The sequence below is a fragment of the Pantoea sp. PNT03 genome (genome assembly GCF_014852515.1).
Taxonomy (GTDB): Bacteria; Pseudomonadota; Gammaproteobacteria; order Enterobacterales; family Enterobacteriaceae; genus Pantoea; species Pantoea leporis.
This window is the reverse complement of record NZ_JACVBT010000001.1, coordinates 82,240-108,651: the sequence shown is the minus strand read 5'-3', so window position 1 is coordinate 108,651 and position 26,412 is coordinate 82,240. Positions and strand designations below refer to the sequence as shown.

At 57.0% G+C, this 26,412-nt stretch carries 20 protein-coding genes; 5 read left to right on the top strand and 15 right to left on the bottom strand.

From position 1 onward, the window contains the following. The first annotated feature begins 11 nt into the window (after nt 1-11). The 4 genes from xseA to IB226_RS00485 all read left to right on the top strand — a co-directional run bounded on the left by xseA (nt 12) and on the right by IB226_RS00485 (nt 3,056). Nucleotides 12-1,385, top strand: coding sequence for an exodeoxyribonuclease VII large subunit (gene xseA / locus IB226_RS00500; protein WP_110866471.1), 1,374 nt, complete (start codon nt 12-14; stop codon nt 1,383-1,385). 48 nt (nt 1,386-1,433) lie between these two features. Beyond that, nucleotides 1,434-2,459: a M4 family metallopeptidase gene (locus IB226_RS00495; RefSeq protein WP_192233017.1), complete on the top strand. Its 1,026-nt coding sequence runs from the start codon at nt 1,434-1,436 to the stop codon at nt 2,457-2,459. Next, a complete protein-coding gene (locus IB226_RS00490; protein ID WP_137386280.1) occupies nt 2,444-2,770 on the top strand; it encodes a protealysin inhibitor emfourin in 327 nt (108 codons plus the stop codon). Before IB226_RS00495 ends, IB226_RS00490 begins: the two co-directional genes overlap by 16 nt. A 103-nt stretch (nt 2,771-2,873) precedes the next feature. Beyond that, a complete protein-coding gene (locus IB226_RS00485; protein ID WP_045814915.1) occupies nt 2,874-3,056 on the top strand; it encodes a general stress protein in 183 nt (60 codons plus the stop codon). Between the two features lie 87 nt (nt 3,057-3,143). Here IB226_RS00485 and IB226_RS00480 read toward each other — a convergent pair whose 3' ends face one another. The 13 genes from IB226_RS00480 to IB226_RS00420 form a co-directional block, all read right to left on the bottom strand. Continuing rightward, nucleotides 3,144-5,582, bottom strand: a complete 2,439-nt coding sequence (locus tag IB226_RS00480) for a glucose/quinate/shikimate family membrane-bound PQQ-dependent dehydrogenase (RefSeq protein WP_192233015.1) — start codon at nt 5,580-5,582, stop codon at nt 3,144-3,146. Between the two features lie 327 nt (nt 5,583-5,909). Beyond that, complete coding sequence (locus IB226_RS00475) at nt 5,910-6,137, bottom strand: zinc ribbon domain-containing protein (RefSeq protein ID WP_192233013.1); 228 nt, start codon at nt 6,135-6,137, stop codon at nt 5,910-5,912. Nucleotides 6,138-6,231: 94 nt separating this feature from the next. Next, nucleotides 6,232-7,722 carry a ribosome biogenesis GTPase Der gene (gene der, locus IB226_RS00470; RefSeq protein WP_101763491.1) on the bottom strand — a complete coding sequence of 497 codons (1,491 nt, stop codon included), beginning with the start codon at nt 7,720-7,722 and terminating at the stop codon, nt 6,232-6,234. A 178-nt stretch (nt 7,723-7,900) separates the two neighbouring features. Further along, nucleotides 7,901-9,082 (bottom strand): outer membrane protein assembly factor BamB, encoded by a 1,182-nt coding sequence (bamB, locus tag IB226_RS00465; RefSeq protein ID WP_110866466.1) that lies wholly within the window; start codon nt 9,080-9,082, stop codon nt 7,901-7,903. Between the two features lie 19 nt (nt 9,083-9,101). After that, on the bottom strand, nt 9,102-9,719 hold the full coding sequence (locus tag IB226_RS00460) for a YfgM family protein (protein WP_101763489.1): 618 nt from the start codon (nt 9,717-9,719) through the stop codon (nt 9,102-9,104). 39 nt (nt 9,720-9,758) lie between these two features. Continuing rightward, entirely contained in the window at nt 9,759-11,033 is a 1,275-nt protein-coding gene (gene hisS / locus IB226_RS00455; RefSeq protein WP_192233011.1) for a histidine--tRNA ligase, read from the bottom strand. Nucleotides 11,034-11,138: 105 nt separating this feature from the next. After that, on the bottom strand, nt 11,139-12,260 hold the full coding sequence (ispG, locus tag IB226_RS00450; protein WP_101763487.1) for a flavodoxin-dependent (E)-4-hydroxy-3-methylbut-2-enyl-diphosphate synthase: 1,122 nt from the start codon (nt 12,258-12,260) through the stop codon (nt 11,139-11,141). Between the two features lie 38 nt (nt 12,261-12,298). Continuing rightward, nucleotides 12,299-13,315, bottom strand: coding sequence for a cytoskeleton protein RodZ (rodZ, locus tag IB226_RS00445; protein WP_137386283.1), 1,017 nt, complete (start codon nt 13,313-13,315; stop codon nt 12,299-12,301). After that, on the bottom strand, nt 13,305-14,039 hold the full coding sequence (pilW, locus tag IB226_RS00440) for a type IV pilus biogenesis/stability protein PilW (RefSeq protein WP_192233009.1): 735 nt from the start codon (nt 14,037-14,039) through the stop codon (nt 13,305-13,307). The genes rodZ and pilW overlap by 11 nt, the downstream gene beginning before the upstream one ends. 75 nt (nt 14,040-14,114) lie before the next feature. Beyond that, a complete protein-coding gene (locus IB226_RS00435) occupies nt 14,115-15,284 on the bottom strand; it encodes a bifunctional tRNA (adenosine(37)-C2)-methyltransferase TrmG/ribosomal RNA large subunit methyltransferase RlmN (RefSeq protein WP_007884898.1) in 1,170 nt (389 codons plus the stop codon). 188 nt (nt 15,285-15,472) lie between these two features. Beyond that, complete coding sequence (ndk, locus tag IB226_RS00430) at nt 15,473-15,904, bottom strand: nucleoside-diphosphate kinase (protein ID WP_007884899.1); 432 nt, start codon at nt 15,902-15,904, stop codon at nt 15,473-15,475. A gap of 168 nt (nt 15,905-16,072) precedes the next feature. Continuing rightward, entirely contained in the window at nt 16,073-18,397 is a 2,325-nt protein-coding gene (pbpC, locus tag IB226_RS00425; protein ID WP_192233007.1) for a peptidoglycan glycosyltransferase PbpC, read from the bottom strand. Between the two features lie 6 nt (nt 18,398-18,403). After that, nucleotides 18,404-23,290 carry an alpha-2-macroglobulin gene (locus tag IB226_RS00420; RefSeq protein ID WP_192233005.1) on the bottom strand — a complete coding sequence of 1,629 codons (4,887 nt, stop codon included), beginning with the start codon at nt 23,288-23,290 and terminating at the stop codon, nt 18,404-18,406. Nucleotides 23,291-23,437: 147 nt separating this feature from the next. On the opposite strand from IB226_RS00420, the gene sseA reads away from it, so the two are divergent. Next, nucleotides 23,438-24,277, top strand: coding sequence for a 3-mercaptopyruvate sulfurtransferase (gene sseA / locus IB226_RS00415; protein WP_192233003.1), 840 nt, complete (start codon nt 23,438-23,440; stop codon nt 24,275-24,277). Between the two features lie 30 nt (nt 24,278-24,307). Here sseA and sseB read toward each other — a convergent pair whose 3' ends face one another. Both sseB and pepB read right to left on the bottom strand, forming a co-directional pair. Beyond that, on the bottom strand, nt 24,308-25,075 hold the full coding sequence (sseB, locus tag IB226_RS00410; protein WP_192233001.1) for an enhanced serine sensitivity protein SseB: 768 nt from the start codon (nt 25,073-25,075) through the stop codon (nt 24,308-24,310). 49 nt (nt 25,076-25,124) lie between these two features. Further along, nucleotides 25,125-26,411, bottom strand: coding sequence for an aminopeptidase PepB (gene pepB, locus IB226_RS00405; protein WP_192232999.1), 1,287 nt, complete (start codon nt 26,409-26,411; stop codon nt 25,125-25,127). Nucleotide 26,412: the final 1 nt, after the last annotated feature.

The window sequence follows — 26,412 nt, the reverse complement described above, 5'->3', positions numbered from 1 at the left end:
ATCTACATCACATGTCGCTACCGCCAACCGCCAATATTTTTACCGTCAGCCGCCTGAACACCACGGTGCGCCAACTGCTGGAAAATGAGATGGGCCTGGTGTGGCTCAGCGCTGAAATTTCAAATTTCACTCAGCCCTCTTCCGGTCATTGGTACTTCACGTTGAAGGATGATGGCGCACAAGTGCGCTGCGCGATGTTCCGCAACAGCAATCGTCGCGTCACCTTCCGTCCTCAACATGGCCAGCAGGTGTTAGTGCGCGCCAGCATCACGCTGTATGAGCCGCGCGGCGATTATCAGCTGATTATCGAAAGTATGCATCCGGCCGGTGAAGGCTTGCTGCAGCAGCAATTTGAACAGCTGAAAGCGCGTTTAGCCGCGGAAGGCTTATTCGATCAACAGTTCAAACAGCCGCTGCCGGATCCGGCGCGTCAGGTGGGCGTGATTACCTCCGCCACCGGCGCTGCACTGCACGACGTGCTGCGCGTGCTGCATCGACGCGATCCTTCACTGCCGGTGATTATCTATCCCACCGCGGTGCAAGGCGTGGATGCGCCGGCTGGCATTGTGCGTGCCATTGAGCTGGCTAACCAGCGCGATGAGTGTGACGTGCTGATTGTCGGTCGTGGCGGCGGTTCACTGGAAGATTTGTGGAGCTTCAATGACGAGCGTGTGGCGCGGGCGATTTTTGCCAGCCGCCTGCCGATTGTCAGCGCCGTTGGGCATGAAACCGATGTCACTATCGCTGACTTCGTAGCGGATTTACGTGCGCCGACGCCGTCTGCTGCGGCAGAACTGGTGAGCCGTAATCAGCTTGAACTGTTGCGCCGTTTGCAGTCGCAGCAGCAGCGCATGGAGATGGCGATGGATTTCTATCTGGCTCAGCAGCAGCGTCGCTTCACGCGCATTCAGCACCGCTTACAGCAGCAGCATCCGCAGCTGCGTCTGGCACGCCAGCAAACCGCGCTCTTCCAGCTGCAGCGCCGTCTCGGTGAAGCAATGGACCAGCGCATGCGCGTGGCCAATCGTCAGCAGGATCGCCTGCTGCAACGCCTTAACGCCCAGCAGCCGCAGGGACGTATTCTGCGCGCTCAGCAGCAGCTCCAGCAATGGCACTATCGCTTACAGCAGGGCATGGAGAAGCAGCTCAATCACAATCGTCAGCGCTTTGGCACGCTGGCGGCACAGCTGGAAGGCGTGAGCCCGCTGGCGACGCTGGCGCGTGGCTTCAGCGTAACCACCGACACCCAAGGTCAGGTGGTGAAGAAAACCCAACAGCTGAGCAAAGGCGACTTGCTGCGCACCCGGCTGGACGATGGCTGGGTGGAAAGCCAGGTTACCGCACTCGAACCGCAGAAATCCCGGAGCCGCAAAGCGCGTTCATAGCGGGAAAACTATACTTCTGGCATGTACCTCAATGGCCAGGAGTTTTTTATGTCTTACAGCGTTATTCCTCCCTACATTCTGCGCAATATCATTGATAACTGCTCCGGCGCGCAGCAAGACTACGCGCGCCGCACCCTCACCCACGTCCAGCACTTGATGGGCGAACATAACGCTAAACCAGCAAGCACCGCCACCGCTCAGCCAGGCACAGTGCTGCGTGCTATCTATGACGCCGAAGGGACGCAAAATCTGCCCGGCACGTTGGTGCGCGAAGAAGGCCAGCCGGGAAATGGTGATGTTGCAGCCGAAGAAGCCTGGAACTATCTCGGCATTACCTACGATTTCTTCTGGCAAATCTACCAACGCAACTCGCTGGACAATAAAGGCCTGAAGCTCGATGGCACCGTGCATTACGGCAAGGAGTATCAGAACGCCTTCTGGAACGGGCAGCAGATGGTGTTTGGTGACGGTGACGGCGAGATTTTCAATCGCTTCACTATCGCGCTGGATGTGGTGGCGCACGAGCTGACGCACGGCGTGACAGAAACCGAAGCGGGATTGATCTATTTCCAGCAGGCAGGCGCGCTGAATGAATCGATGTCTGACGTGTTTGGTTCGCTGGTGAAGCAATTTCACCTCAAGCAGAGCGCCGATCAGGCCGACTGGATTATCGGCGAAGGTTTACTGGCGCAGGGCATCAACGGGCGCGGATTGCGCTCGATGTCGTCACCGGGAACGGCTTACGATGATCCGGTGCTGGGTAAAGATCCGCAACCGGCCGATATGGCGCACTATATCGAAACGCGTGACGACAACGGCGGCGTGCACCTCAATTCTGGCATACCCAATCGCGCTTTTTACCTCGCCGCCAAAGCGCTGGGCGGCTTTGCGTGGGAACAGGCCGGTCAAGCCTGGTACGACACGCTATGCGACAAAACGCTGCCGCAGGATGCCGATTTCAGCACCTTCGCGCGCTTTACCGTGCAGCACGCCAATCAACGATTCAACAGCTCAGTGGCGGAAAAGATCCAATCCGCCTGGCAGCAGGTAGGCGTAACATGGACATCCAACTGACCGATGACGCAATCATCGAGCTGGCGCGGGAAGGCGGAATCGCTTTTATCCCTAAACTGCGCGGCGAACGGCGCTTTGCGCTGGCGGAACTGCCGGAACCGCAAAAGCAGCGCGTCTGCGAAGTACTGGAACAGGCAATGCCCTTGGGGGAAACGGAAGATCAGGCGGCAAATGTCGGGCGTGGCGATCAGCGCTACTTCCGCATTCAAATCACCTACGCCACCCATCGCGAAGCGGGAAGTTTCGTGATTTTAATTCCCGAACAACTGGCGCCCCCCGAGCTGCAATCGCTGTGGCGAGACGGTGAATAGGTTATCGGAGATCTCTCAAGGCAGAGCGTAACTGATTGACTATACTCATTATGTGGCTAGCTAGTCCACGTCGAAGAAAACACCCTTAGATGAGGTCTCTGCTATGACACAAAAAAAGCAACGAGGTGGTGCCGGGAACTTTGCAGAGGACCCGGAGCGCGCCAGGGAAGCCGGTAGCGCTGGCGGCAAAGTCAGTGGGGGTAATTTCAGAAACGATCCTGAAAGAGCCAGGGAAGCTGGAAGAAAAGGAGGTCAAAAAAGCCGTCGCCCTTCTAAGCAGCAGTAATTAAGGTGCCTTAAAGGAAGAGATGTGCCACGGAGGGTGATAAAAAAAAGGCCGACATCATGATGTCGGCCTTTCTCCTTTTTTAACTTACTTGCTGTCTGGCAGCGCGTAAGCAATCACGTAATCACCACGGTCTGGCGACTGACGTGCACCGCCTGCGGAGATCAGGATGTACTGTTTGCCGGTTTTAGGCGAAACATAGCTGATTGGACCGCCCTGGCTGCCGACTGGCAGACGTGCTTTCCACACTTCTTTACCGGTTGAGCTATCGAAAGCGCGCAGATAGTAATCCTGCGTACCCGCGATGAACACCAGGCCACCCTGCGTTGCCAGCGTGCCGCCTAAGGTCGGCATACCAATTGGCATTTTCGCGCGCATTTTGATACCAAACGGACCGGTATCTTCTACCGTACCCACCGGCACCTGCCACACGATCTGACGGGTTTTCATGTCAATCGCTGACAGCGTACCGAACGGCGGAGCCTGGCACGGAATGCCCAGCGGCGACATGAAGCGGTTTTTGTTCACCGCGTACGGTGTGCCTTTCAGCGGAACCGCACCCATACCGGTGTTGATGGCTTCACCGCCGTTGCTGGCCGCCGTTTTGCTGGTGTCTTGTGGGATCATCTGTACCCACAGGCCCAGACGCATGTCGTTAACGAACATGTACTGGTTGTTCGGGTCAAACGAGATACCGCCCCAGTTCATACCACCCAGTGAACCTGGGAAGCTGAGGGATTTATCGGTATCCGGCACGGTGAACAGACCATCGTAACGCATACCTTTAAAGGCAATACGACACGCCAGCTGATCAAACGGTGTTGCACCCCACATATCCGACTCAGTCATTTTCTGGTTGCCGATATTTGGCATTTCCACAGAGTGCGGCTGAGTTTTGGTGTACTGCTCGTTCGGGATGTGACCCTGCGGCATCGGCAGCTCTTCAACTTTGGTCAAAGGCTTGCCAGTTAGGCGGTCCAGCACCCAGATCATGCCGGTTTTCGCGCCGATAACGACGGCTGGCTTGTTGGTGCCATCCTTCATCGGGAAGTCGACCAGGCTCGGCTGCATTGGCAGGTCGAAGTCCCACAGATCGTTATGCACGGTCTGATAAACCCACTTCTGCTTACCGGTGGTGGCATCCAACGCCAGGATTGATGCGCCGTAAGTGTGATCCAGTTTGGTACGGTTCGCACCCCACAGATCCACTGACGAGCTACCCATCGGCAGGAACACGGTGTTCATTGCCGGATCGTAAGACATTGGCGCCCACGAGTTTGGCGTACTGCGGGTGTAATTTTTACCTGGCATCAGCACCGCATTAGGGTCGTCATTGCCTGGGTCAAACGCCCAACGCATCTGACCGGTGATGACGTCAAAACCGCGCAGCACGCCGCCAGGCATGTCGGTCTGTACGTTATCGGCGACACGACCACCCACAACAACAGTGGTACCGGCCATCGCTGGCGGTGACGTCAGCTGATATTGCGGATCTGGCGCACTGCCCAGACCGGTTTTCAGATCAACCACACCGTGCGTACCGAAGGTGTCGCACAGCTCACCGTTGTCGGCGTTGATAGCAATCAGACGCGCATCAATGGTGTTCATCAGAATACGACGCTGACAGGTGTCGCCAGCAGGCAGCACAGCGGCAGTAACCGGCGTTGAACCCGGCTCGGTTGGCTGCTGCAGGGGTTTAGTCGCATCGAAATAGGCTAAGCCACGGCAGCGGTTCCACACTTCTGCCTGCGCGTTGATTTCGCGTTTCCAGATTTCCTTACCGCTGTCTGCGGCAACCGCAATCACATTGTTATGCGGGGTGCACAGGAACAGCGTGTTGCCCACCTGCAGCGGGGTTTGCTGATCTTCCGCACCGTTACCGGTTGGGCTGATTGGCGTATCGCCAGTGTGGAAAGTCCAGGCAACCTGCAGGTCTTTCACGTTGTCGCGGGTAATCTGATCGATGGCAGCGAAGCGGTCGCCACCCGACGTACGGCCGTAGCTGCTCCAGTCTTGCTGAGGTTTTGATTTATCGACCGGAATCAGCGGCAGCTGTTTACCGTCAAATGCCACGGTAGGATGCGGCTGGAACATCTGCACGAAAGTCGCCACCATGCCCACCACGATCACCGCAGACAGCACATAAGAGACTTTCGCCAGGGAGCTTTTGCCTTCGCTTTTACGCAGGGCTGGCCAGGTGAGGAATGCAAACAGCATCAAGCCGGCCGGCACCATCAAGCGCGAGACCAGCGGCCAGAAATGCAGGCCTGCATCAAACAGTGACCAAATCAGCGTGCCAGCAAACACCAGAATAAACAGGGTGACGGCGGATGATTTGCGACGGAAGAACTGAATGGCCGACAGCAACATAATGATACCGGCGATGAGGAAGTACCAGCTGCCGCCCAGCGCGACCAGCTTGCCGCCGCCGATTGCGAAGAACAAGCCGATTGCCAGCAAGACCAGGCCAAACAGTACGGACCAGATGCTCAGCCCTTTGCCGGGACGAGCGGAATTTTCTGCCATAACAAAAACTCTCCTGAAAAAATAAAGCGCTGGCGCCGATAAATCTGTGGCAGCCGATGACAAGGCCCCAGCCGCAGCGGGAGACAGGAACTATTCCGTTACGCTTTATTTTATATCTATTGATACGGGTGCAATGCCCGTGATTCGGCGCTTGTGAGCGAGGACACAACGTAGGTGAGAGTGATTCTCGCGACAAGGCGGCAGGATTGTACCACCTGGTACAATAAAAAGTGAATATCCATAACGCGGCAGTCACTGGTTAATAGCATTTTTGCTACAAATCCAGGCGTAACTGGTTAATAACTTTAGGCTTGGAATCCGGAGTTTTTAATCTGCGATGAAGTCAGGCGTAAATTCGACGCGCTTTTTCGAGATGAGACCGTCGCCGTGCTGACAAAAGTAGTCGACAGCGCCACAGGCTTTCAGCACTTGTAACGGCCGATGGCAATCCGGGCATAAGGCGATACGATCGAAATGACGTTCACAATTGGGGCAGTCAAAACCGGTTTCACTGAGAGTGAGTGGTTGCTGACAGGTTGGGCAGGAAAAGTTCATCCATTGTCCTCTGCGCTTTGGATAGCGGTCGCCATAAATGGCGCCACCACAAGTTACAGGTGAAAAAAAAGGGCCCTGCTGGGCCCTTCTCATCTTAACGCTTGTTCTTCTTCAGATGCGACATCAGACGCTGACGTTTACGCTGCTGCGTTGGCGTCAACAGGTTGCGTTTGCCCGCGTACGGGTTATCGCCTTCTTTGAACTGAATGCGAATCGGCGTACCCATAACGTTGAGTGAACGACGGAAGTAGTTCATCAGGTAACGCTTATAGGAATCAGCCAGATCTTTCACCTGGTTGCCGTGAATCACCACGATTGGCGGGTTATAACCACCGGCGTGCGCATACTTCAGCTTCACGCGGCGACCCCGCACCAACGGCGGTTGGTGATCGTCGGCGGCCATGGTCATAATGCGCGTCAGCATTGCGGTGCCCACACGTTTGGTAGAGCAGTCGTACGCTTCGGTCACCGATTCGAACAGGTTGCCGACGCCGCTGCCGTGCAGGGCGGAAATAAAGTGGATGCGCGCAAAATCGATAAAGCCCAGGCGGAAGTCCAACATCTCTTTGACTTCATCTCTGGCTTCCTGCGTCATGCCATCCCACTTGTTGACCACGATCACCAGTGAGCGCCCACTGTTCAGGATAAAGCCGAGCAGCGAGAGATCCTGATCGGAGATTCCGGCACGGGCATCAATCACCAGCATTACCACGTTAGCATCTTCGATCGCTTGCAACGTTTTGATAACTGAGAATTTTTCGACGGTTTCGGTGATTTTACCGCGCTTACGTACGCCAGCGGTATCAATCAGGACATACTCACGTCCGTCACGTTCCATCGGAATATAGATGCTGTCGCGCGTGGTGCCCGGCATATCGAAGACCACGACACGGTCTTCGCCAAGAATGCGGTTAGTTAGCGTTGACTTACCCACGTTCGGGCGGCCAACGATAGCGAGTTTGATTGGCAGTGTGGTTGGGTCGAAATCTTCTTCTTCCTCTTCCTCCAGCGCCTTCTCACTCTCTTCTTCTAAATCGGCCCAATAAGCAGCGTTCTCTTCTTCTTCAGTGAGCTCGACTTCTGGAACGATTTCTTCCATCCACGGCAACAGTGCGGTTTCCAGCAGGCTGTTAACGCCGCGGCCATGCGAAGCTGCAATGGCGTGAATCTCGCCTAAGCCCAGCGCATAGAAATCCAGCACCGCCGCTTCCGGGTCGATACCGTCAGTTTTGTTGGCGACAACAAAGGTGGCTTTCTCACGGGCACGCAGATGATTAGCGATTTGCTGATCCGCCGGCATTACGCCCGCGCGCGCATCCACCATAAACAGCACCACATCGGCTTCTTCAATCGCCAGCAGCGACTGCTCCGCCATGCGGTTTTCTACGCCCTCTTCGGTGCCATCAATACCGCCGGTATCAATAACAATGAATTCGCGCCCTTCCACTTCGGCGCGACCATATTTGCGATCGCGAGTCAGTCCAGGAAAATCCGCCACCAGCGCATCACGTGTGCGTGTTAAACGGTTAAATAGCGTAGATTTTCCCACATTGGGACGCCCAACCAGCGCGACCACAGGTACCATAACACTTGCCTCAGTTTTTAAAATAATTCGCCCGAATGGCGTGATTATAACGACATTTGACGCCAGGCGTCAGGCTGAAGGCGCAAAGAATACCATGCCTGACTAAAAACGAAACGGCCCCTGACGAATCAGGAGCCGTGTAAGCGAGCGGGAAACGGGTTCCCGCAGAGCCAAATCCTTAACGGGTGATGGCGTAAACTTCTCCGCCTTTCGCCTGGATCAGCAGCTTGTCACCGGCAACCACCGGTTCAGTCTGGAAGCCATCGCTGTCCAGTTTCTGCTGCGCCACGAAGCGGCCGTCAAGGGTGTTAATCCAGTGCAGATAACCTTCGCTATCACCGACAACCAGATAACCGTTGAACAGCACCGGCGAGGTCAGATTACGATGCAGCAGATCGCTTTGACGCCAGATGGCTACGCCACCATCAGCATTCAGGGCAATCACGCGGTCATCCTGATCGACCAGATAGATACGACCCGCATCCACCACCATGTCTTTCACGCCGCCAATCTCACGTTTCCACAGCACCTGACCAGAACGCAGTTCCAGCGCGGTGAGGTTACCGTTATACGCCAGCGCATAAACCACACCGTTTACCACGACTGGCGTAGTATCGACGTCGCTCAGGCGATCGATTTCCGTGGCGCCGCTTGGCTGCGAAATACGCTGCTGCCAAATCAGCTGACCTTGATTGACGATGACTGCGCTCACGCGGCCATTATCGCCACCCACAATTGCGCCACCAAAGGCCACGGTCGGGGCTGATTCACCGCGCAGTGACAGCGCAGGCATATCAAGGTTAACGGTCCATTTGATCACGCCAGTGCTCTGATCAAGGCCTTGCAACATACCGTTGCTGGTGTGAACCAGCACTAAACCGTCACTCACCACCGGACGCGACAGCGCTTCACCGGCGACCTTGGTCTGCCAGGCAATGCCACCATCGCTGGTATTCAACGCAAATACCTGACCACGTTCACTACCGATGTAGATGCGGTCGCCGCTGGCGGTGACGCCGCCAGAGAGCAGTGCCGAGATGTTTTTCGAGAAGAAGCCTGTTTTCTCAGAGAGATCGACTTTCCATTTCTCTTTACCATTGCTGGCATCAAGCGCTTTAACCACACCAAAACGATCCGCAGCATACACGGTACCGTCCAGCCAGGCTGGATGCAGATTGGAATAGAAATCACCAACGCCGTCGCCAACCGACGTGCTCCACGCGGTCTGCGGCGTAAACTGGTTTTCCACTTTAGGCAGCGGGGCCATTTTCACTACATCTTCTTCGCCGCTGAACAGCGAGCAACCGCTGAGCAGAGTGACTGAAATCAGCCCTGGCAGCAGGTATTTACGTAATTCCATGTGCGCTCTCTTGACTGGCTTAACTTAAGTTATTCATCTTCATCTGCAGCATTTGCTTCAGCGCAGGAGAGGCCTGCGATTCAGCACCTTTGCTCCAGGCATCACGCGCGCCCTGCTTATCGCCTTTGCTCAGCAGTGCTTCGCCACGAATGTCCGCCACAATGGCTGTCCAGCCATCACCTTTAACATTGTTAAGGGTAGAAAGTGCGGCATCGGCCTGACTTTGCTGCAACTGAATGCGAGCCAGACGCAGGTTAATCACCGCCTGCAGGTTGGCATCTTTGGTATCTTTCAGCCCACTCTGTAACAGAGTGATAGCTTTATCGAGCTGATTGGTTTCAACATACTGCTTAGCCAGATCCAACGAAGCCAACGCACCATAGGTGTTGTTGTTTTCGCTGGCGAAAGTGGCGACCGCTTCCAGCGAATCAGGCTTGTCCGCCTGCATCGCGCTGGTCAGCTGTTGATATTCTGCTGATGCCGCTTTATCGGTGCCTTCCTGATGACTGGACCAGAAACGCCAGCCACCCAGCGCAGCGATACCGATGATTACGCCAACGGCCAGGAATTTGCCATTGTTGGCAAAGAACTGACGCAGCGCGTCAACTTGTTCGTTTTCGTTGCTGTAAACTTCCACGCAATCCCTCTCTTTAAAATGGCTGTTGCAGTGCTGCGCTTACTGCAGCAGCGTGCGCAACGTCGCAGCGGCGTCGCTCTGAGCCAGCGTCTGTTGATCGCCGGTACGCAGGTCTTTCACCACAACCTGGCCCGCTTTCACTTCATCTTCGCCCAGCACCAGCGCAATGCGTGCGCCCCACTTGTCTGCACGGGCAAACTGCTTCTTGAAGTTACCGCCACCAAAGTTGGTCATCATCTTTAGTGCCGGATCAGCATCACGCAGTTTTTCCGCCAGTTGCATCGCGGCGGACTGAACGCCCTGCCCCGAAGCGATAACATAGACATCAACAATGCGCGTCGGTTCAAATTCTGGATTAACTGCTTGCACCAGCAACACCAGACGCTCCATACCCATAGCAAAACCAACCGCTGGCGTGGCACGTCCACCCAGCTGTTCAACTAAACCATCGTAACGTCCGCCGCCGCACACGGTGCCCTGCGAACCGAGGCTGCTGGTCACCCATTCAAACACGGTACGGTTATAGTAATCGAGGCCGCGCACCAGGCGCTGGTTAATGCGATAGTTAATGCCCGCGTCGTCCAGCAAGGCGCACAGGCCGCTGAAGTGCTCGCGTGACTCCTCATCAAGGAATTCGCCTAGCGTTGGCGCATCGTTTAACAGTTTCTGGATGTCAGGATTTTTGCTGTCGAGCACGCGCAGTGGATTGGTGTACATGCGGCGTTTACAATCTTCGTCGAGTACGTCCTGATGTTGCTCAAGGAATGCCACCAGCGCGCTGCGATAGTTGGCACGCGCGTCCAGCGAGCCGATAGAGTTCAGCTCCAGCTCAACGTGCTCGGCAATACCCAACGCTTTCCACCAGCGCGCGGTCATCATGATCAGCTCAGCATCTACGTCCGGGCCTTGCAGGCCGAAGACTTCGACACCCATCTGGTGGAACTGGCGATAACGACCTTTCTGCGGGCGCTCGTAGCGGAACATCGGGCCGGTGTACCACAGACGCTGTTCCTGATTGTACAGCAGACCGTGCTCGATACCGGCGCGCACGCAACCTGCAGTGCCTTCCGGACGCAGCGTCAAGCTTTCGCCGTTGCGGTCTTCAAAGGTGTACATCTCTTTCTCAACCACGTCGGTGACTTCACCGATCGCGCGGCTGAACAACGGGGTGTGCTCAACGATTGGCAGACGGATTTCACTGTAACCATAACTGGCCAGCACCTGCTTAAGGGTGCCTTCAATACGTTGCCAAATCGCGGTATCCGCCGGCAGGTAATCGTTCATCCCGCGAATCGCTTGAATATTCTTCGCCACGTTAGAATCTCTTAAGACAAAAAAACCTGAGCGGCATCATACCTTATGAGGATGAAACCGCACAGGTTCAATCACAAACTGGCACGCGACAGGCGCGCACCACGATTATTTTTCCAGCTGCTGCACGTTGATACGGCGGCTTTCATCCAGCATGCTGGCTTTAGCGCGAATACGCGCTTCCAGCTGGTCGATCATGTCGTTGTTATCGAGACGATCGCGCTGGCGCACACCATCTTCGTAGAAGCCGCTTTTCTTGGCTCCGCCGGTCACGCCGAGGGTAGAAACTGTCGCTTCACCCGGACCGTTCACCACGCAACCGATAATGGAAATATCCATCGGTGTGATGATGTCTTCCAGCCGCTCTTCCAGCGCATTGACCGTACCGATGACATCAAACTCCTGACGCGAACAGGTCGGGCAGGCAATAAAGTTGATGCCGCGGGAGCGGATGCGCAGAGATTTGAGGATATCGTAGCCGACTTTCACTTCTTCAACCGGATCGGCCGCCAGCGAAATACGCAGCGTATCGCCGATGCCTTCGGCCAGCAGTAAACCTAAACCGATCGCCGATTTCACGGAACCCGCACGCGCGCCGCCCGCTTCGGTGATACCGAGGTGCAGCGGCTGATCGATGGCTTTCGCCAGCAAACGATAAGATTCAACGGCAAGGAAGACGTCAGAGGCTTTGACGCTCACTTTGAACTGATCAAAATTGAGGCGATCGAGGTGATCCACATGGCGCATCGCGGATTCGAGCAGCGCCTGCGGCGTTGGCTCGCCATATTTTTCCTGCAGATCTTTTTCCAGCGAACCGGCATTAACGCCGATACGGATCGGAATATTGTAATGACGCGCACAATCCACCACCTGGCGAATACGCTCATTGTTACCGATGTTGCCTGGATTGATACGTAAACAATCCACGCCATATTCAGCGACTTTCAGTGCGATGCGATAGTCAAAGTGAATGTCCGCGACCAGCGGCACGTTGACCTGTTGCTTAATCAGTTTGAAGGCTTCAGCCGCATCCATAGTGGGAACGGAGACGCGCACGATATCAACCCCGACGCGCTCAAGCTGGCGAATCTGGTTAACGGTGGCGTCCACGTCAGTGGTGCGGGTGTTGGTCATTGACTGAACGGCGATGGGCGCACCATCGCCAACTGGCACCTTGCCGACGTAAATCCGTGTTGATTTGCGACGGATGATGGGTGCTTCGTTATGCATATTCTCTCTCCACAATTACCCGGAAAGCGCGCTGCGCGTTATTGCGCACCCAGCGTCAGACGGGCAACCTGGTTATTACGGATAAAACGACTTAAATCAACGGGCTGATTCTGATATTGCACGTCAACCGCACCCGGTGCGCCAATTTTCAGACGATACGGAGCCGTTCCGGACAAACTCAGCTTACCGCCGCTACGTTGCAAACCGCTGAACAACTTCTTGCCGGTCGCATCGCTGACTTCCAGCCAGCAGTCGGCTTTGAAGTTCATTACGATGGCATTCGGATCGCCTGCCGGTTGGCTGACTGCCGCATTCGCGGTAGGCATTTGACCAGCAGGAACACTGTTTGCTGGCGCCGGAGAGGTCGCCGCTGGCGGCGCTGTATCAATCGGAGCCTGGCTTGGCGAAACCACGGCGTTGTCGCTGCCGGTGGTTTGCGCATTGTTGCTCATGCTCGACGCAGGTGCGCCGGCGTTGCTTTCAGGCGTGGCCACTGCGCCAGCACCGTTATCGACTGGCGTACCGGCAGCGTTAGTGTCCGCATCGGTATTGCTGTCGGTGCTGTTGTCGCCCAATGGAATGGACTGGCTATTGTCGCCGCTGCCGTTTTGATCGGCCATCGACACCAAATCAGCCTGTGACGCTTTATGGTTCTGCCACCACCACGCACCGGTCAAACCGACTACGACGAAAATCACCAACCAGGTGAAGATCATCAGCCAGCCATCGCGCTTTTTACGACGCTTACCCAATGAGAAGCTCTGCATCGGCTCGATCCTGGCAGCGCGCACCGGAGCCTGTTTTGCCATCATCGGCAGCAGGTCATCTTCCGGCACATGCACCAGACGGGCATAAGAGCGAATGTAACCGCGCAGGAATGTCGAAGCCAAATCAGCTGGTGATTTATCCTCTTCAATATCACGCACGGTAGTAAGTTTCAGGCACAGGCGTTCAGCGACGTTTTGCTGGGTCAGCCCCATCTGCTCACGGGCCAGACGCAGGCGTTCACCTGTGGAATGTACTGCAGAATTCTCTTGAGTGGCTTCAGTATTCATTAGCTAAATAACGCTGGTACTGTATCGATTGTGGAAAACTTCGCGCCAACCGGTCGCCATAACGTGTAACGTCAGCAGCGTTTCCCTGTTGCGCGGCGAAACGTATCTGTAACCACATGCTCTCTGCCGTTGCGGGCAAACGCTGGTGGTACACTTCTAAAAGCAGCGGAACCGACTGCTGTTCCTGCTGTTCAAGCCGCCTTTCCACTTCCCTCAGCAGTTGACTGCCCTGCTCCGGTGCGGCATCCAGCGCGTAACCTAACTGCTCGCGCGCTGCGGCACTCTCATCAGCCTGCAGGTAACAATAGCCCGAAAACAGGAATGCATCCTGACGAGCATCGATTTCCTGCGCCTCAATTGCCAGCTTAAACTGTTGATGCGCTTCGTCATACTGCCTTAAACCGCAGAGAAACGCACCGTAATTGTTAGCCACATAACCATTCAGCGGCGCTAACTGCTGCGCCCGCTGATAGTGCCAGCGGGTTTGTGCGCTGTTCTGCTGCGCCTGCGCCACACGGGCCAGGGCCAACGGCACGCGATAATCTTTCGGCGCTGCCTGCTGAGCACGCAATAAATTGCGCTGTGCAGCGGCATAATCCTTCACCGCCAGATAATGCAATCCGAGCTGCAGACGGATATCCGCTGCACTCTGCTTTGCAGGGTGATTGACACAACCGGTTACAACAAAGCCAGCCAGAATCGCGGCGGGTAATCCTTTACGCATTTCAGTCTCTCCATGAAAAATATGTGGAGAGACTGACATGAGTTACGCCCGCTGAATATCAGCAGGCGCTGGCTTTCAGAGCGCCTTCACAGAGATGGCTTCGCCCGCCATTTTCTTACGTAGCGTGCGCTTGGTACGGTCAATCACATCGCCCGCCAGCTGACCACAAGCGGCGTCGATATCATCACCACGGGTTTTACGCACGATGGTGGTGAAACCATAATCCATCAGTACTTTGGAGAAGCGGTCAATACGGCTATTGGAGCTACGGCCATACGGCGCGCCCGGGAACGGGTTCCACGGAATCAGGTTGATTTTGCACGGCGTCTCTTTCAGCAGTGCCGCCAGTTCATGCGCGTTGTCGGTGCTGTCATTGACGTGATCCAACATCACATACTCGATGGTCACACGGCCCTGATTGGCGTTGGACTTGCCGATGTAGCGTTTGACCGCCGCAAGGAAAGTCTCGATGTTGTACTTTTTGTTGATCGGCACGATCTCATCACGAATCGCATCGTTCGGTGCGTGCAGTGAAATCGCCAGCGCTACGTCGATCATATCGCCCAGCTTATCCAGCGCCGGCACCACGCCTGAGGTTGACAGCGTAACGCGACGTTTTGACAGGCCGAAACCGAAGTCGTCCAGCATGATATCCATCGCCGGCACCACGTTGTTCAGATTCAGCAGCGGTTCGCCCATGCCCATCATCACCACGTTGGTGATCGGGCGCTGACCGGTAATTTTCGCAGCACCGATGATTTTCGCGGCGCGCCATACCTGGCCGATAATTTCTGATACGCGCAGGTTGCGGTTAAAGCCCTGCTGCGCCGTCGAACAGAATTTGCACTCCAGCGCGCAGCCTACCTGCGAGGAGACGCACAGGGTTGCGCGATCCGCTTCCGGGATGTAGACGGTTTCAACCAGCTGGTCGCCCACGCGAATCGCCCATTTAATGGTGCCATCGGTGGAACGCATCTCTTCCGCCACTTCCGGCGCACGGATTTCAGCGCGCTGCATCAGCTTACCGCGCAGCACTTTGTTGATGTCGGTCATCTGCTCGAAATCATCGCAGCAGTAGTGGTACATCCACTTCATGACCTGATCGGCACGGAACGGCTTTTCGCCCATCTCAAGAAAGAATTCGCGCATCTGCTGACGGTTAAGATCCAGCAGGTTAATTTTTTCGTTTTTTGGGGAAACAACCACGGGGGAAGCGGACGACGGCGTCACAATCTGTTCGGACATAATGTTCTCTGGCCTCGTTGTTACACGTTACGGCTCTGGTTAATAGTAGGAAAAAAACAGCGCCCTCGCTGAGGCTGGCTCAACAAGGGCGCATAATTGTACTACATCTGCTGCATGATGCCAGGGGAACCGTTTCACAGAGGTTGAACAGCTGTAAAGACGGGTGTCCGCTCAGGCCATCAACGCACTTAGCGAGTGCGTGGGCAGACTTCGTTTTCTGCGAAGAAGTACGCGATTTCGCGTGCTGCAGATTCAGCAGAGTCAGAACCGTGGGTCGCGTTCTCGGTGAAGCTGTCCGCGTAATCCGCACGCAGGGTCCCTGCCAGCGCGTTGTCTGGGTTAGTTGCACCCATCAGATCGCGGTGACGCTGAACGGCGTTTTCGCCTTCCAGTACAGAAACCACAACCGGACCAGAAGTCATGAATTCAACCAGACCATCAAAGAATGGACGGCCTTTGTGCTCAGCGTAGAAGCCTTCAGCCTGCTCTTTGGTCAGGTGCAGCATTTTTGCGCCAACGATTTTGAAGCCCGCGCTTTCAAAACGGTTATAAATTGCACCAATCACGTTCTTAGCGACGGCGTTTGGTTTCACGATTGAGAAAGTACGTTCGATTGCCATGTTGACCTCTAGTTAGCATCCTGAAGAATCCGGGAGCTCCTCCCGGTAATAAAACGCGCCGATTATAGGGATATCGCAGCGCGTTGCCTATTAGCGATTTGCGGAATTATTGAAAATAATTGATTTTTGTCGGGGCGCGCAGGCAAAAAGTATGCCATATCCATGCACTTAACCGCGGATAAATGACACCGATGAGAGTTGCCCCGCTTCATCCATCACCACCACTTGATAACTGCCCGGCTCATCCAGCACCAGCGCCGCACTCTTATTACTCGCGTCCCGCTCAAGCGGCTCTCCGTTTAAGAACCACCAGCGCTGCTCACCTTGCCCGCCCTGCACCGCAACCGGCATCACCAGCACTACTTTACCCGGCAGCGGCTGTACGCGCTGGCCGTTGATCACACCAGTAATCACCATCGGCGGCGCATTGCCCTGATTGCGCGGCGGACAAGCGGGATCGATCGGCGGCAAGCGCTGCGCACGGCGTTCAGCAACCGGCAGCCAGGGTTCAAGCGGCAGCGGCCACATCAGGCGCTCCCGACTTTGTGCATCCGGGCAATCGGCCGCCACACGCCATCCCCGGCTGTTCTGCCAGTAGCGCTGACGCAAGCCATTGACGCCTTCCTGCCCCGGCGCCAGCAGCGTCGGTGGCACAGTTTGATTCAACACCCAACTCTGACGACGCTGGCGACAGTTCTCGTCGCCGGGAGGCAACGGCTGACCGCCAGGCCAGCAAATGCTCATGGCGCTGACCGCAAGCGGACGCGGATCGCGCGGCGCACCGCTCACCGGCATGTGTCCCGCCAGCACATTATTGACCTGATTCATCACCGGCACCGCCGAGGCAAAACCAAATTGCCCGGCGACCGGCGTGGCATCCGGCCGCCCAACCCACACGCCAATCAGATAGCGCGACGTGATGCCAATCGTCCATGCATCACGGTAGCCGTAACTGGTACCGGTTTTCCACGCCAAAGGCGCAATCTCCGGCACCGCGCCGCTGGCCGGAGGTTGCGCCGCGCCAGCCAGAATGCGCCGCACAATCCATGCTGCGCCCGGCGACAACAGCGGCCTCTCCTGCAGCGGCTGTGTCGTCAGCCAGCGCAACTGCGCCGCATTGCCGTGACGGGCAAAGGCGCTGTAGGCCGCCACAATCTCATCCATGCGTGCGCCGGTGCCGCCCAGCACCAGCGACAGATTGGGCTCTGCGCCAGCGGGAAAGCGCAGATTTAATCCCACGTTACGCAAGCGCGCAGCGACACTTTTTGGCCCCAGCGCATCCAGTAACTGCACCGCCGGGAGATTGAGCGATCGCTCCAGCGCAGCGCTGGCGCTCACCGGCCCGTGAAAGCCCGAGTCAAAGTTGCCGGGACGATAGTCGCCGAAGCGACGCGGCACATCCTGCAGCAGTGATTCGCCATGAATCAGCCCATCATCCAGCGCCATGCCATAGACAAAAGGCTTCAGCACCGATCCTGGCGATCGCACGCTGGAGATCATATCGACATGACCAAAACGGCTGTCGTCATTGAAATCCACCGATCCGACATAGCCGCGCACTTTCATGTTTTGGTGATCCACCACCAGCAGCGCCAGCGAGGTGCGCGGCGGTAAGTTGTTTTTCAGCGACGTCGCCAGATTCTCCAGTTCGCGCTGCAGCGACACATCAATGGTTGAGGTGATTTTGGTATCGGGTGACAGCGACAATAGGCGTCGGGCCAGCAGCGGCGCACGTTGCGGCATTTGGCGCGGCGGCAGCCACACCGCTTCTTGTTTGATATCGGCGACAACCTGCGCTGACCAGACGTGATATTGCGCGAGGCGATCCAGCACTTTATTGCGTGCTGCTTCGGCGCGCTGAGGCCAGCGGTCCGGACGCAGGCGGCTTGGTGCCTGTGGCAACACCGCCAGCAGCGCCGCTTCACCTTGGGTAAGTTGCGAAGGCGGTTTCCCCAGCCACATCCAGCTCGCCGCGCCAACGCCCTCCACCGTGCCGCCAAAAGGGGCGCGATTGAGATACAGCGTGAGGATGTCGCGTTTTGAGAGATGATATTCGAGCTGCAGCGCGCGCCACGCCTGCACCACTTTGCCGCGCAGAGTGCGCGGTTGCGGATCGATAAGTCGCGCCACCTGCATGGTGAGCGTGCTACCGCCGGAGACCACGCCGTGATGCAGCACGTTCTGCCCGACTGCACGCACAATCGCCATCGGATTGATGCCGGGATGATGCCAGAACCAGCGATCTTCGTAGGTCAGCAGCGCCTCGATATAGGCAGGCGAGACATCCTCCAGCGTCACCGGATAGCGCCAAATGCCTTGCGGGTCAGCAAAGCGCCACAGCGGCGTACCGTCTTCGGCCACCACCACGCGCGCCGGCTGTAACTCATGCAGCGGTAGCGGTGTAAGGCGATCCAGTAGCCACAGCGCGGCCAGCAGCAGCAGTAAAAAAAGCGGCAGCCAGCGCCACCGCTTTAGTCGCTTACTTCCAGACATCAATGCTTAACGCACATTGAGTTTTTCCGGCGTGCTGCCAATCGCGCGCCATTCCGGCACATACATCGATTCCACCTGCGGCGGCGGCAGGCGATAGCTGCCCGGCGTCACCGCACGCGCCAGATACAGCAGCGTGCCCGGCGTGTAGCCATCGAGCGCCAGCGCGGCGACAAAGCGGTCGTCACGGAATTCGATGTGCTTGATGTTGGCTTGCTGCATATCCATCATGCTCTCTTTCAGCGCGTCGGCACTGTCGCCTAAACTGGCGCTGCTGTCGCTCAGGTTCTGGTTTTCCAGCTCCAGTCCGGCAGGCAGCAGATCCACCACCAGCGCATCACTGACGCGCTCGCTGGCCGCGACTTTGAGCCGCACCACCAGCAGTTCGCCACTTTTCAGGTTGGTGAGATCCGCCGGCTTACCCTCCAGCGTGAAGTACTCACGACTGATCTGCAGCACGTTGCTCATAGGCGACGGTGCGGTGCGCGGATAACCCACCACATTTAGCGTGCCGTAAAGCGGCGACGCGTTGTCGCTTTTCACCGACACGCCCTGACGCAGCTGATCTTCCGTCATGCCAATATTGAGCGGCTGATCACTGCTGAGCGGTTCCGCTTTACCCTGCAGGGTCGCCTGCCAGCTTTCACCTTTGTGCTGCTGCAAGGTGCGAGCGGCGAGGAACAACGCGTTGTTTTCCTGGGTCGAGAACCAGCGCTGTCCGTGCACGGCTTTTGCCAGCTCGATCAACAACGGACCTTGCATCTCCGGCAGCAGCTGGTTTTCTGTCAGCAGCGACAGAATCAGCGCGCGATCGCGCACCGGGCTGCCGTAATCGCCGAGCCAGCTGTTGGGTTTACGTTCCAGGCCAATGCCCTGGGCCAGCGCCAGTTGTGCGCGCTGTTGATCGCCCATCAGCTTCAATGCCACGCCAAGCTGCACCATCGCCAGGCCCGATTTAGCCCGATCGCGCTTTTCATACAGCGCACGCAACGCACCGAGCGGCGCCTGCTGCTGACGCGCCAGCACCAATCCGGCATAAGCCTGCACGCTGAAACGCAAGCCATCGGCATCGCTGCTCCAGCTGGTTTCGATCTGCGCGGGATCCTGCAGATAGCGCAGCAGACGTTCGTCGGCACGGGTAATCACGCCATCCGGTACGCCGTAACCGGCTTCGCTGGCGCGCAGCAGGAAATCGGTGACGTAAGCCGTCAGCCAGAACTCTTCCTGACTCTCTTTGCTCCACAAACCAAAGCTGCCGTTGCCGCGCTGCATGCCGGCAAGACGCGCGATGCCGGTATCAATTGAGGCGCGACGCGCTTCATCGTTACTGGTTTTGATGCCCATCGCCGTCAGCTGCGCATGATTGGTGAACACCGACGGCCAAATGCCGCTGGCGGTCTGTTCAAGGCAGCCATAAGGATAGGCGTACAGCGAACGGATATAGCTGGCGATATTCAGCGGTGGACGGTTACTGAGCGACAGCTGTACGCTCAAGGTATCCTGCTGCAAGCCATTGAAGGCGCTGGCCATCACCTGCCAGTTCTGACCGGTTTGCATCACGTTATCGAAACTCAGCGTTTGTGCCGGATAGGCCGGACGCACGCCAATTTTCCATTTACGCTCGCTCGCTGCCAGCGTTTCGCCCGGCAAACTCATGCCGGAAACCCTGACCTGTACCTCGCCTTCACCGAAGCCGCCCAGCGCTCTGACCGGAATTTGCAAGGTGGTGCGCGCGCCTTGCGCCAGCTGCACGCTGGCAGGGATTTTGCCGTTCAGGACGATCTGGCCGCTGGCGCTGACGTTGATTTTCAGCGTTTGCGGTTGATCGGTGAGGTTAGTGAGATCCAGCGCCAGCGTAGATTGATCGCCGCTGGCCAGGAAGCGCGGCGTCGCCAGTTCACTGATCAATGGCGCGGCAACCACCAGCTTACGATCGGCCGACCCGAAGCTGTCGTCACTCCACACCTGCGCCATTAAACGCAGTTCGCCATTAAACGCCGGAATCGGCAGTTCCAGCGTGCCTTCGCCATTGGCATCCAGCGTTACGGGCTGCAACTGCTGCGCCACGATCTGCACGTCGGTGACCGGTTTTTTGCCGCCGCGCGACAGCGCATCCGCATCGTCGGCGTCACCACCAAAGCGCAGCGCGGCCAGTTTGCCACCGCCTTCAATCAGTTGACCAAACACATCGTATTGATCGGCGTTATAGCGCTTGCGGCCAAAGAACGCTTCCCACGGATTCGGGGTTTTGTAGTCAGTGATGTTAAGCACGCCGCTGTCCACCGCCGAGAGCAATACCTGAACCTGTTTTGGTAATGCGCCACCTTCACGGCTGGCTTTGACCTGCACTTTTAGCGTCTGCTCAGGACGGATTTTATCCGGCGCGTCGAGCGCTAAGCTGAGGCGGCGCGCTTCGGTCGCCATCGGCAGATGCAGTAACCCCACCGCGCGTTTCGGCGTGACGCCGCTGGCCTTGTCGCCGTCGCGCACCACGATGGCGCTGAGATAGAGATCGTGTCGCTTCCAGCTGTCGCTAATCGGTACATCAATGGTTGCGCCGCCCGCCGGAACCTCCAGCGGTTGCCACCACAGCGTGCCGCTGCTGGATTCCACCATCAGATAGCCTTTGCCGGCAGCAGGCGACTCCACCTGTACGTGTGCGATGTCGCCCGCCTGATAGGCGGTTTTATCAATTTTCAGTTTGACCTGATCCGGACGCAGCGCGCCGGTGCCGTTGGTATTGTCCTGCCACCCATATCCGGCCTGGAAGCGTACGCTGCTAATGATGTTGTCGCCGGCATGCACTTCCAGGCGATAGGTGCCCCACTCCACCGGGAAACTCACTTTCTGGCTGCCGCCCGCCGCAATAGAGATGCGCTGCTGATCCTCCTGCAGATCCTTTTGATCGAAGCGCGATTGCCATCCTTCGCTGTCAGAGAAGCTCCAGTAATAGTCGCGGCGTTCGTGGATCAGGCGCACATCAAGATCAGACGCCGCCAGTTTTTCGCCCTGCGGATTGGCGTAGACCACGTCGAATTCCGCGAGGCTGTTTTCTGCCACGGTCGGCTCATCGTGATAACGATCGCTGCGATAGTCATATACCGATTCACTGCTAAACAGCGGACGGATGCCGGGCAGCGCCGCTGCCGGCCAAATCGCCTGAGTCGCGCGGTGCGTCACCGGACGGCCGCCGGTTTCCAGCAGGCTGGCTTGCAGAATCAGATTGAGCGGTGAATGGACCTCTTTCCAGCTGCTCTCAACGTTAAGCTGCAGCTTGCCGCTCTCATCCAGCTTCTCATCCACATCATCGAGCGAACGTTTCAGCTCTTCAGTGATGTCGCCAAATTGATAGCCGGGCAGCGCGGCCACCGCTTCACGCGCGGGACGCAGCAACAGCTGCCCTTGCAGCTCGTTACCCGCAGCCGGCGCGCCGTACAGATAGCGGCCTTCAACAACAAAGGTGACGTCCTCATCCGGCGCCACCGGCTGCGCGCTGTTGGTCAAATCCAGCGCCATGCGCTCCGGCAGGAAATCTTCGACGTGGAACGTCCAACTGCGCGGCTGGTTGTCGCCACTGTTGATACGCAGCGTCCATTCGCCGGTCATTGCGGAAGCCGGTATCGCGAAGCGATGTTGATAGATGCCGTTCTCCGGCTGCCAGACAAAGGTCTGCGACACTTCGCCATTCGGCTGCACCACGTCGGCTTTCACCGGCTGCGGCGGCAACGGTTTGCCATCAGCATCACGCAGCAGCGCGTTGACGATCACCGTTTCACCCGGACGATAGAGATCGCGCGGACCAAATACGAACAACTGTTTGTCGTAGCCTTGCGGTCCATCAATCGGGAACTCCGCCAGATCCAGCGCCGGACGATTAAGATCGATCAGCGAGGTTTGGTCCTTTTGTGTCGCCAGCAGCAGCTTGCCTTTAGCATTCGCCGGTAAACGCAAATGACCGTAGCTGTCGCTGGTGCCACTGGCGAGTTGTTTGCCTTTCTCATCCAGCAGCTGCACGCTAACGTCATCAAGTGGCGCGCCATTGGTCAGGCTTTGGGCAAACAGTTCCAGCTGTTCAGGGAATTGGTGCAGCGACAAACCGATGTCGCTCAACGTAAACAGCGTCGCCGGTTGCGTGTAGTTGTAGGTTCCGGCCTGTTTCATCACCGCCAGATAAACGCCCGGCTGCTTCAGCGCATCGACATCGCCCAGCGGCAGCTGCATTTTCTCGCGCGTGTTGCGTGCCGGATTAAGATCGAAGCGGGCGCCGTAAACCAGATCGGCATTTTTCAGCAGCTCGCGTGATTCCCAGTACGACATATTGTTGCCGTAATTCCACTGCGCCAGAAAATCGGCCAGCGAGGCGTTTTTCACGCGGAAGAAATCGACGTCGACGTTATTCACATTCAGCGCCAGCACCGGCAATCCCTGCGTCAAACGCAGCGGCAGTAGCGATCCGCGACTGGCAAAACCCACCATCGGCTGGATATCGCGCGTGGTGAGCGATTGGCTAAAAGATTTCGATAAGGTGCTGCCATCTGCTGCTTTGAGACCGGCATCGACATTAACCGTCAACTTGCGCGACGGTTCAGGATGACGAAAACGCAACGCTTTACCGTTTGGCGCCAGCTCCCAGCCGCCATCAACCTTGCCGCTTTTCTCATCGATAATCTGCACGCGCGCAGCGAAATCCTGCTTCGCTTCAAGCGGCGTGTTGAAGGTCAACACCAGCGCGGCGGCGCCGTCGAGTTGCAGCTCGGAGAGATCGATAACCGACAGCGATTTCTGCGTTGCTGTTGCGGTTGCCGCTTCCTCCGCGTGTATCGTCAAGGTCCCGCCGCCCAGTAATCCAGCACCGAACAGCGCGCTGAGCAGCAGCCGGTTAAAACGTTTTGCCATGGTAATTCCCTCACCAGTCCCAGAAGTTAAGAAAACGTCATTCCGCGCAATTTCACATCAACCCGCCAACTTTAGCAATCACACCCTTGAGATAGCGTTCACATTCCCGGAGACTGGTCGTTTCCCGTTTGCTGAGAAGAGGTTGCTATGACAGCCATGTTTGTGTCCGCTGATTGGTTGAAAGAACATTACACCGAGGAAACATTGCAGGTGCTTGATGCCCGCATGTTACCGCCTGGCCAGGAAGCCGTACGTGATGTGCAGGCTGAATATCTGGCTGGTCATCTGCCGAATGCGCCGTTCTTCAATATTGAAGCCTTGTCCGATCATACCAGTGCTTATCCACACATGATGCCGCGCGCCGAATCCTTTGCGGTGGCAATGCGCGAATTGGGCGTCAGCCAGGACAAACATCTGGTGGTGTATGACGAAGGCAACCTGTTTTCGGCTCCGCGTGCGTGGTGGATGCTGCGCGCCTTTGGCTGCGAAAACGTGTCGATTCTGGCCGGAGGATTACAGGGCTGGAAGGCAGCCGGTTTCGATGTCGCCACCGGACCGGTTAGTTTGCCGGAGGGTGAATTCGAAGCGACTTATGATAGCGCACAGGTGAAACGTCTGACCGATGTGCTGCTGATCAGCCACGAAGGCGGTGCGCAGATTGTCGATGCCCGTGCGGCGAACCGTTTTAACGCCGAAGTGGATGAACCGCGTCCGGGCTTGTTGCGCGGGCATATTCCCAACAGCCTGAACGTGCCGTGGAACAGTTTAGTGGTAAATGGTGAATTGAAACCGGCAGCGGAACTGCGCGATCTGTTTGCTCAGGCGGGGGTAAAACTGGATCAGCCGGTGATTGCCAGCTGCGGTTCGGGTGTCACGGCGGTGGTGGTGATTCTGGCGCTCACCTCGCTGGGTGTGCGGGATGTGACGCTGTACGACGGTTCGTGGGGCGAATGGGGCAGCCGCGACGATTTACCGATCGAGAAGTGATAGCAGGTCGCCATCAATGGCGACCACGCATTATATAATCCGCTGACTGCCCTTAAAATCGCGCAGGAAACTGCCCCAGCGACGTTCATAGAACGGCGTGATGTGGGCAGTAAAGAAGTGGCTCACGCCGCGATCTTCATTAACCACTTCACAGATATCAATGGGCGCATCATCCGCAAGCGTATCCGTCGCTACACCGCCCGCCGCCTGAATAATCTCATCGATATCGCTATCAGCTTCGATACCAATCAGCAGGTTCGGTGCTTCGCTGGCGCTTTCACGAATGCTGGCGATGTAAGCACGGCGTACCTGTTTGTACTTGGCAAACAGTTGCGTTAACGAATCAATCATCTGCGCTGGCGGCTCGGCCACTTCGGACAACAGCAACGCATGACCACCTTCCAGCACGGTTTGCTGGCTCAGCGCACTGCCCTCTTCGCCAATCAAATGGGCGATTTCACCCGGCGAAAACTCTTTACCCGCAGGCAGTTTCGGATTGAGGAACAGCGTTTCGCCTTGCGTGATTTCAAACAGCGTGCGCACCGGCATGCGCAGATAAGGCTGTTCATCTTTGATGGCCTCGCCCATCGCCTCTTCCGAGGTGAAGAACGGGATCACGCTGCCGCCACCCTCTTTTTCCCAATGCTGTAATTCGACCGGCGAAGTCGCATCAAACTGTTCGGCGGGACTTTCGCCTGGCACCCACACATCGGCTTCCAGCAGCAGCTGGAAAAATTCCGGACGGTGCGCAGGCTCAATGGCCGCCAGCTTCAGCACCTCTTCAAGACGGTTACTCATTTATCGTATTCCAAAAAAGACGGCAAGCTTGCGCCTGCCGTGATGAGGATTATTTCAGTAACAGATTGGCGACGGTGCGTACACCCAAACCGGTCGCACCCGCGGACCACTGATCCACCGCGCTTTTGCGGTACGTCGCGGAGCAGTCAATGTGCAGCCAGCCTTGCTGATATTTGCTGACGAAATGCGACAGAAACGCCGCCGCACTGCTGGCACCTGCCGCATGTGACGGACTAGCGATGTTATTCAGATCGGCAAAGTTTGAAGGCAGATGGCTGCGATGGAACTCGGCCAGAGGCAGACGCCAGAAGGCTTCGTTTTCGCCGGTTGCGCTGCCAAGCAGCGATTCCGCCAGCACATCGTCAAAGGTAAAAAGCGCGTGATAATCGTTACCCAGCGCGGTTTTCGCCGCGCCGGTCAGCGTTGCCGCATCGATTAGCAGTTCAGGATTTTGCTCGCTGGCATCGATCAGGCCATCGGCCAACACCAGACGACCTTCCGCATCGGTGTTCATCACTTCCACGGTTTTACCGTTGCGATAGCGAATGATGTCGCCCAGACGGAACGCGTTGCCGCTGACCATGTTGTCTGCGCAGCATAGATACAGCTTCACACGCTTATTCAGACCGCGTGAAATCGCCAGCGCCAGTGCGCCAGTCAGCGTTGCCGCGCCGCCCATATCAGACTTCATTGAGTCCATGAAAGCGCTCTGCTTCAGGCTGTAACCGCCGGTATCAAAGGTGATGCCTTTACCGACCAGACAGGCGTAAACCGGCGCATCTTCATCGCCAGTTGGATTGAAATCCAGCGCCAGCAACACCGGTGCGCGCGTGGAGCCGCGGCCCACGGTGTGGATACCGGCGTAACCCTGAACACGCAAATCGTCACCTTTGGTGATGCGATAGCTGACTGCTTTGCCGCCCACTTCGTTGATCAGATCAACCGCGTTGTGCGCCAGCTGTTCCGGGCTAAGATCTTCCGCCGGCAGGTTGATGGTGTCGCGCACCCAGTCAACAATCTTCAGACGACGTGCAAATTCAGCCTGATCGTCTTCATTGAATTCCGGCCACTCGACCTGACGTTTGCCTTTCGGGCTGCGGAAGCCTTGCCAGAACGCCCAGCACTTTTCCACATCCCAGCCTTCGCCCTGCAGCGAGACGTGACGAATGCCCTGCCCGTCCAGCTTGCGCCCCGCGCGCTGGATGCTCATCAGCGCGTCTGCGCCAGTCAGGTGAACGGTCATGCCACTTTCGTTGCTGCTCAGCAGCGCTTTGTCACCCCAGCGCGCATCGGCGGCCTGGGAGCTGAGCGTAATTATCATCGGTTGTGTTGTCATC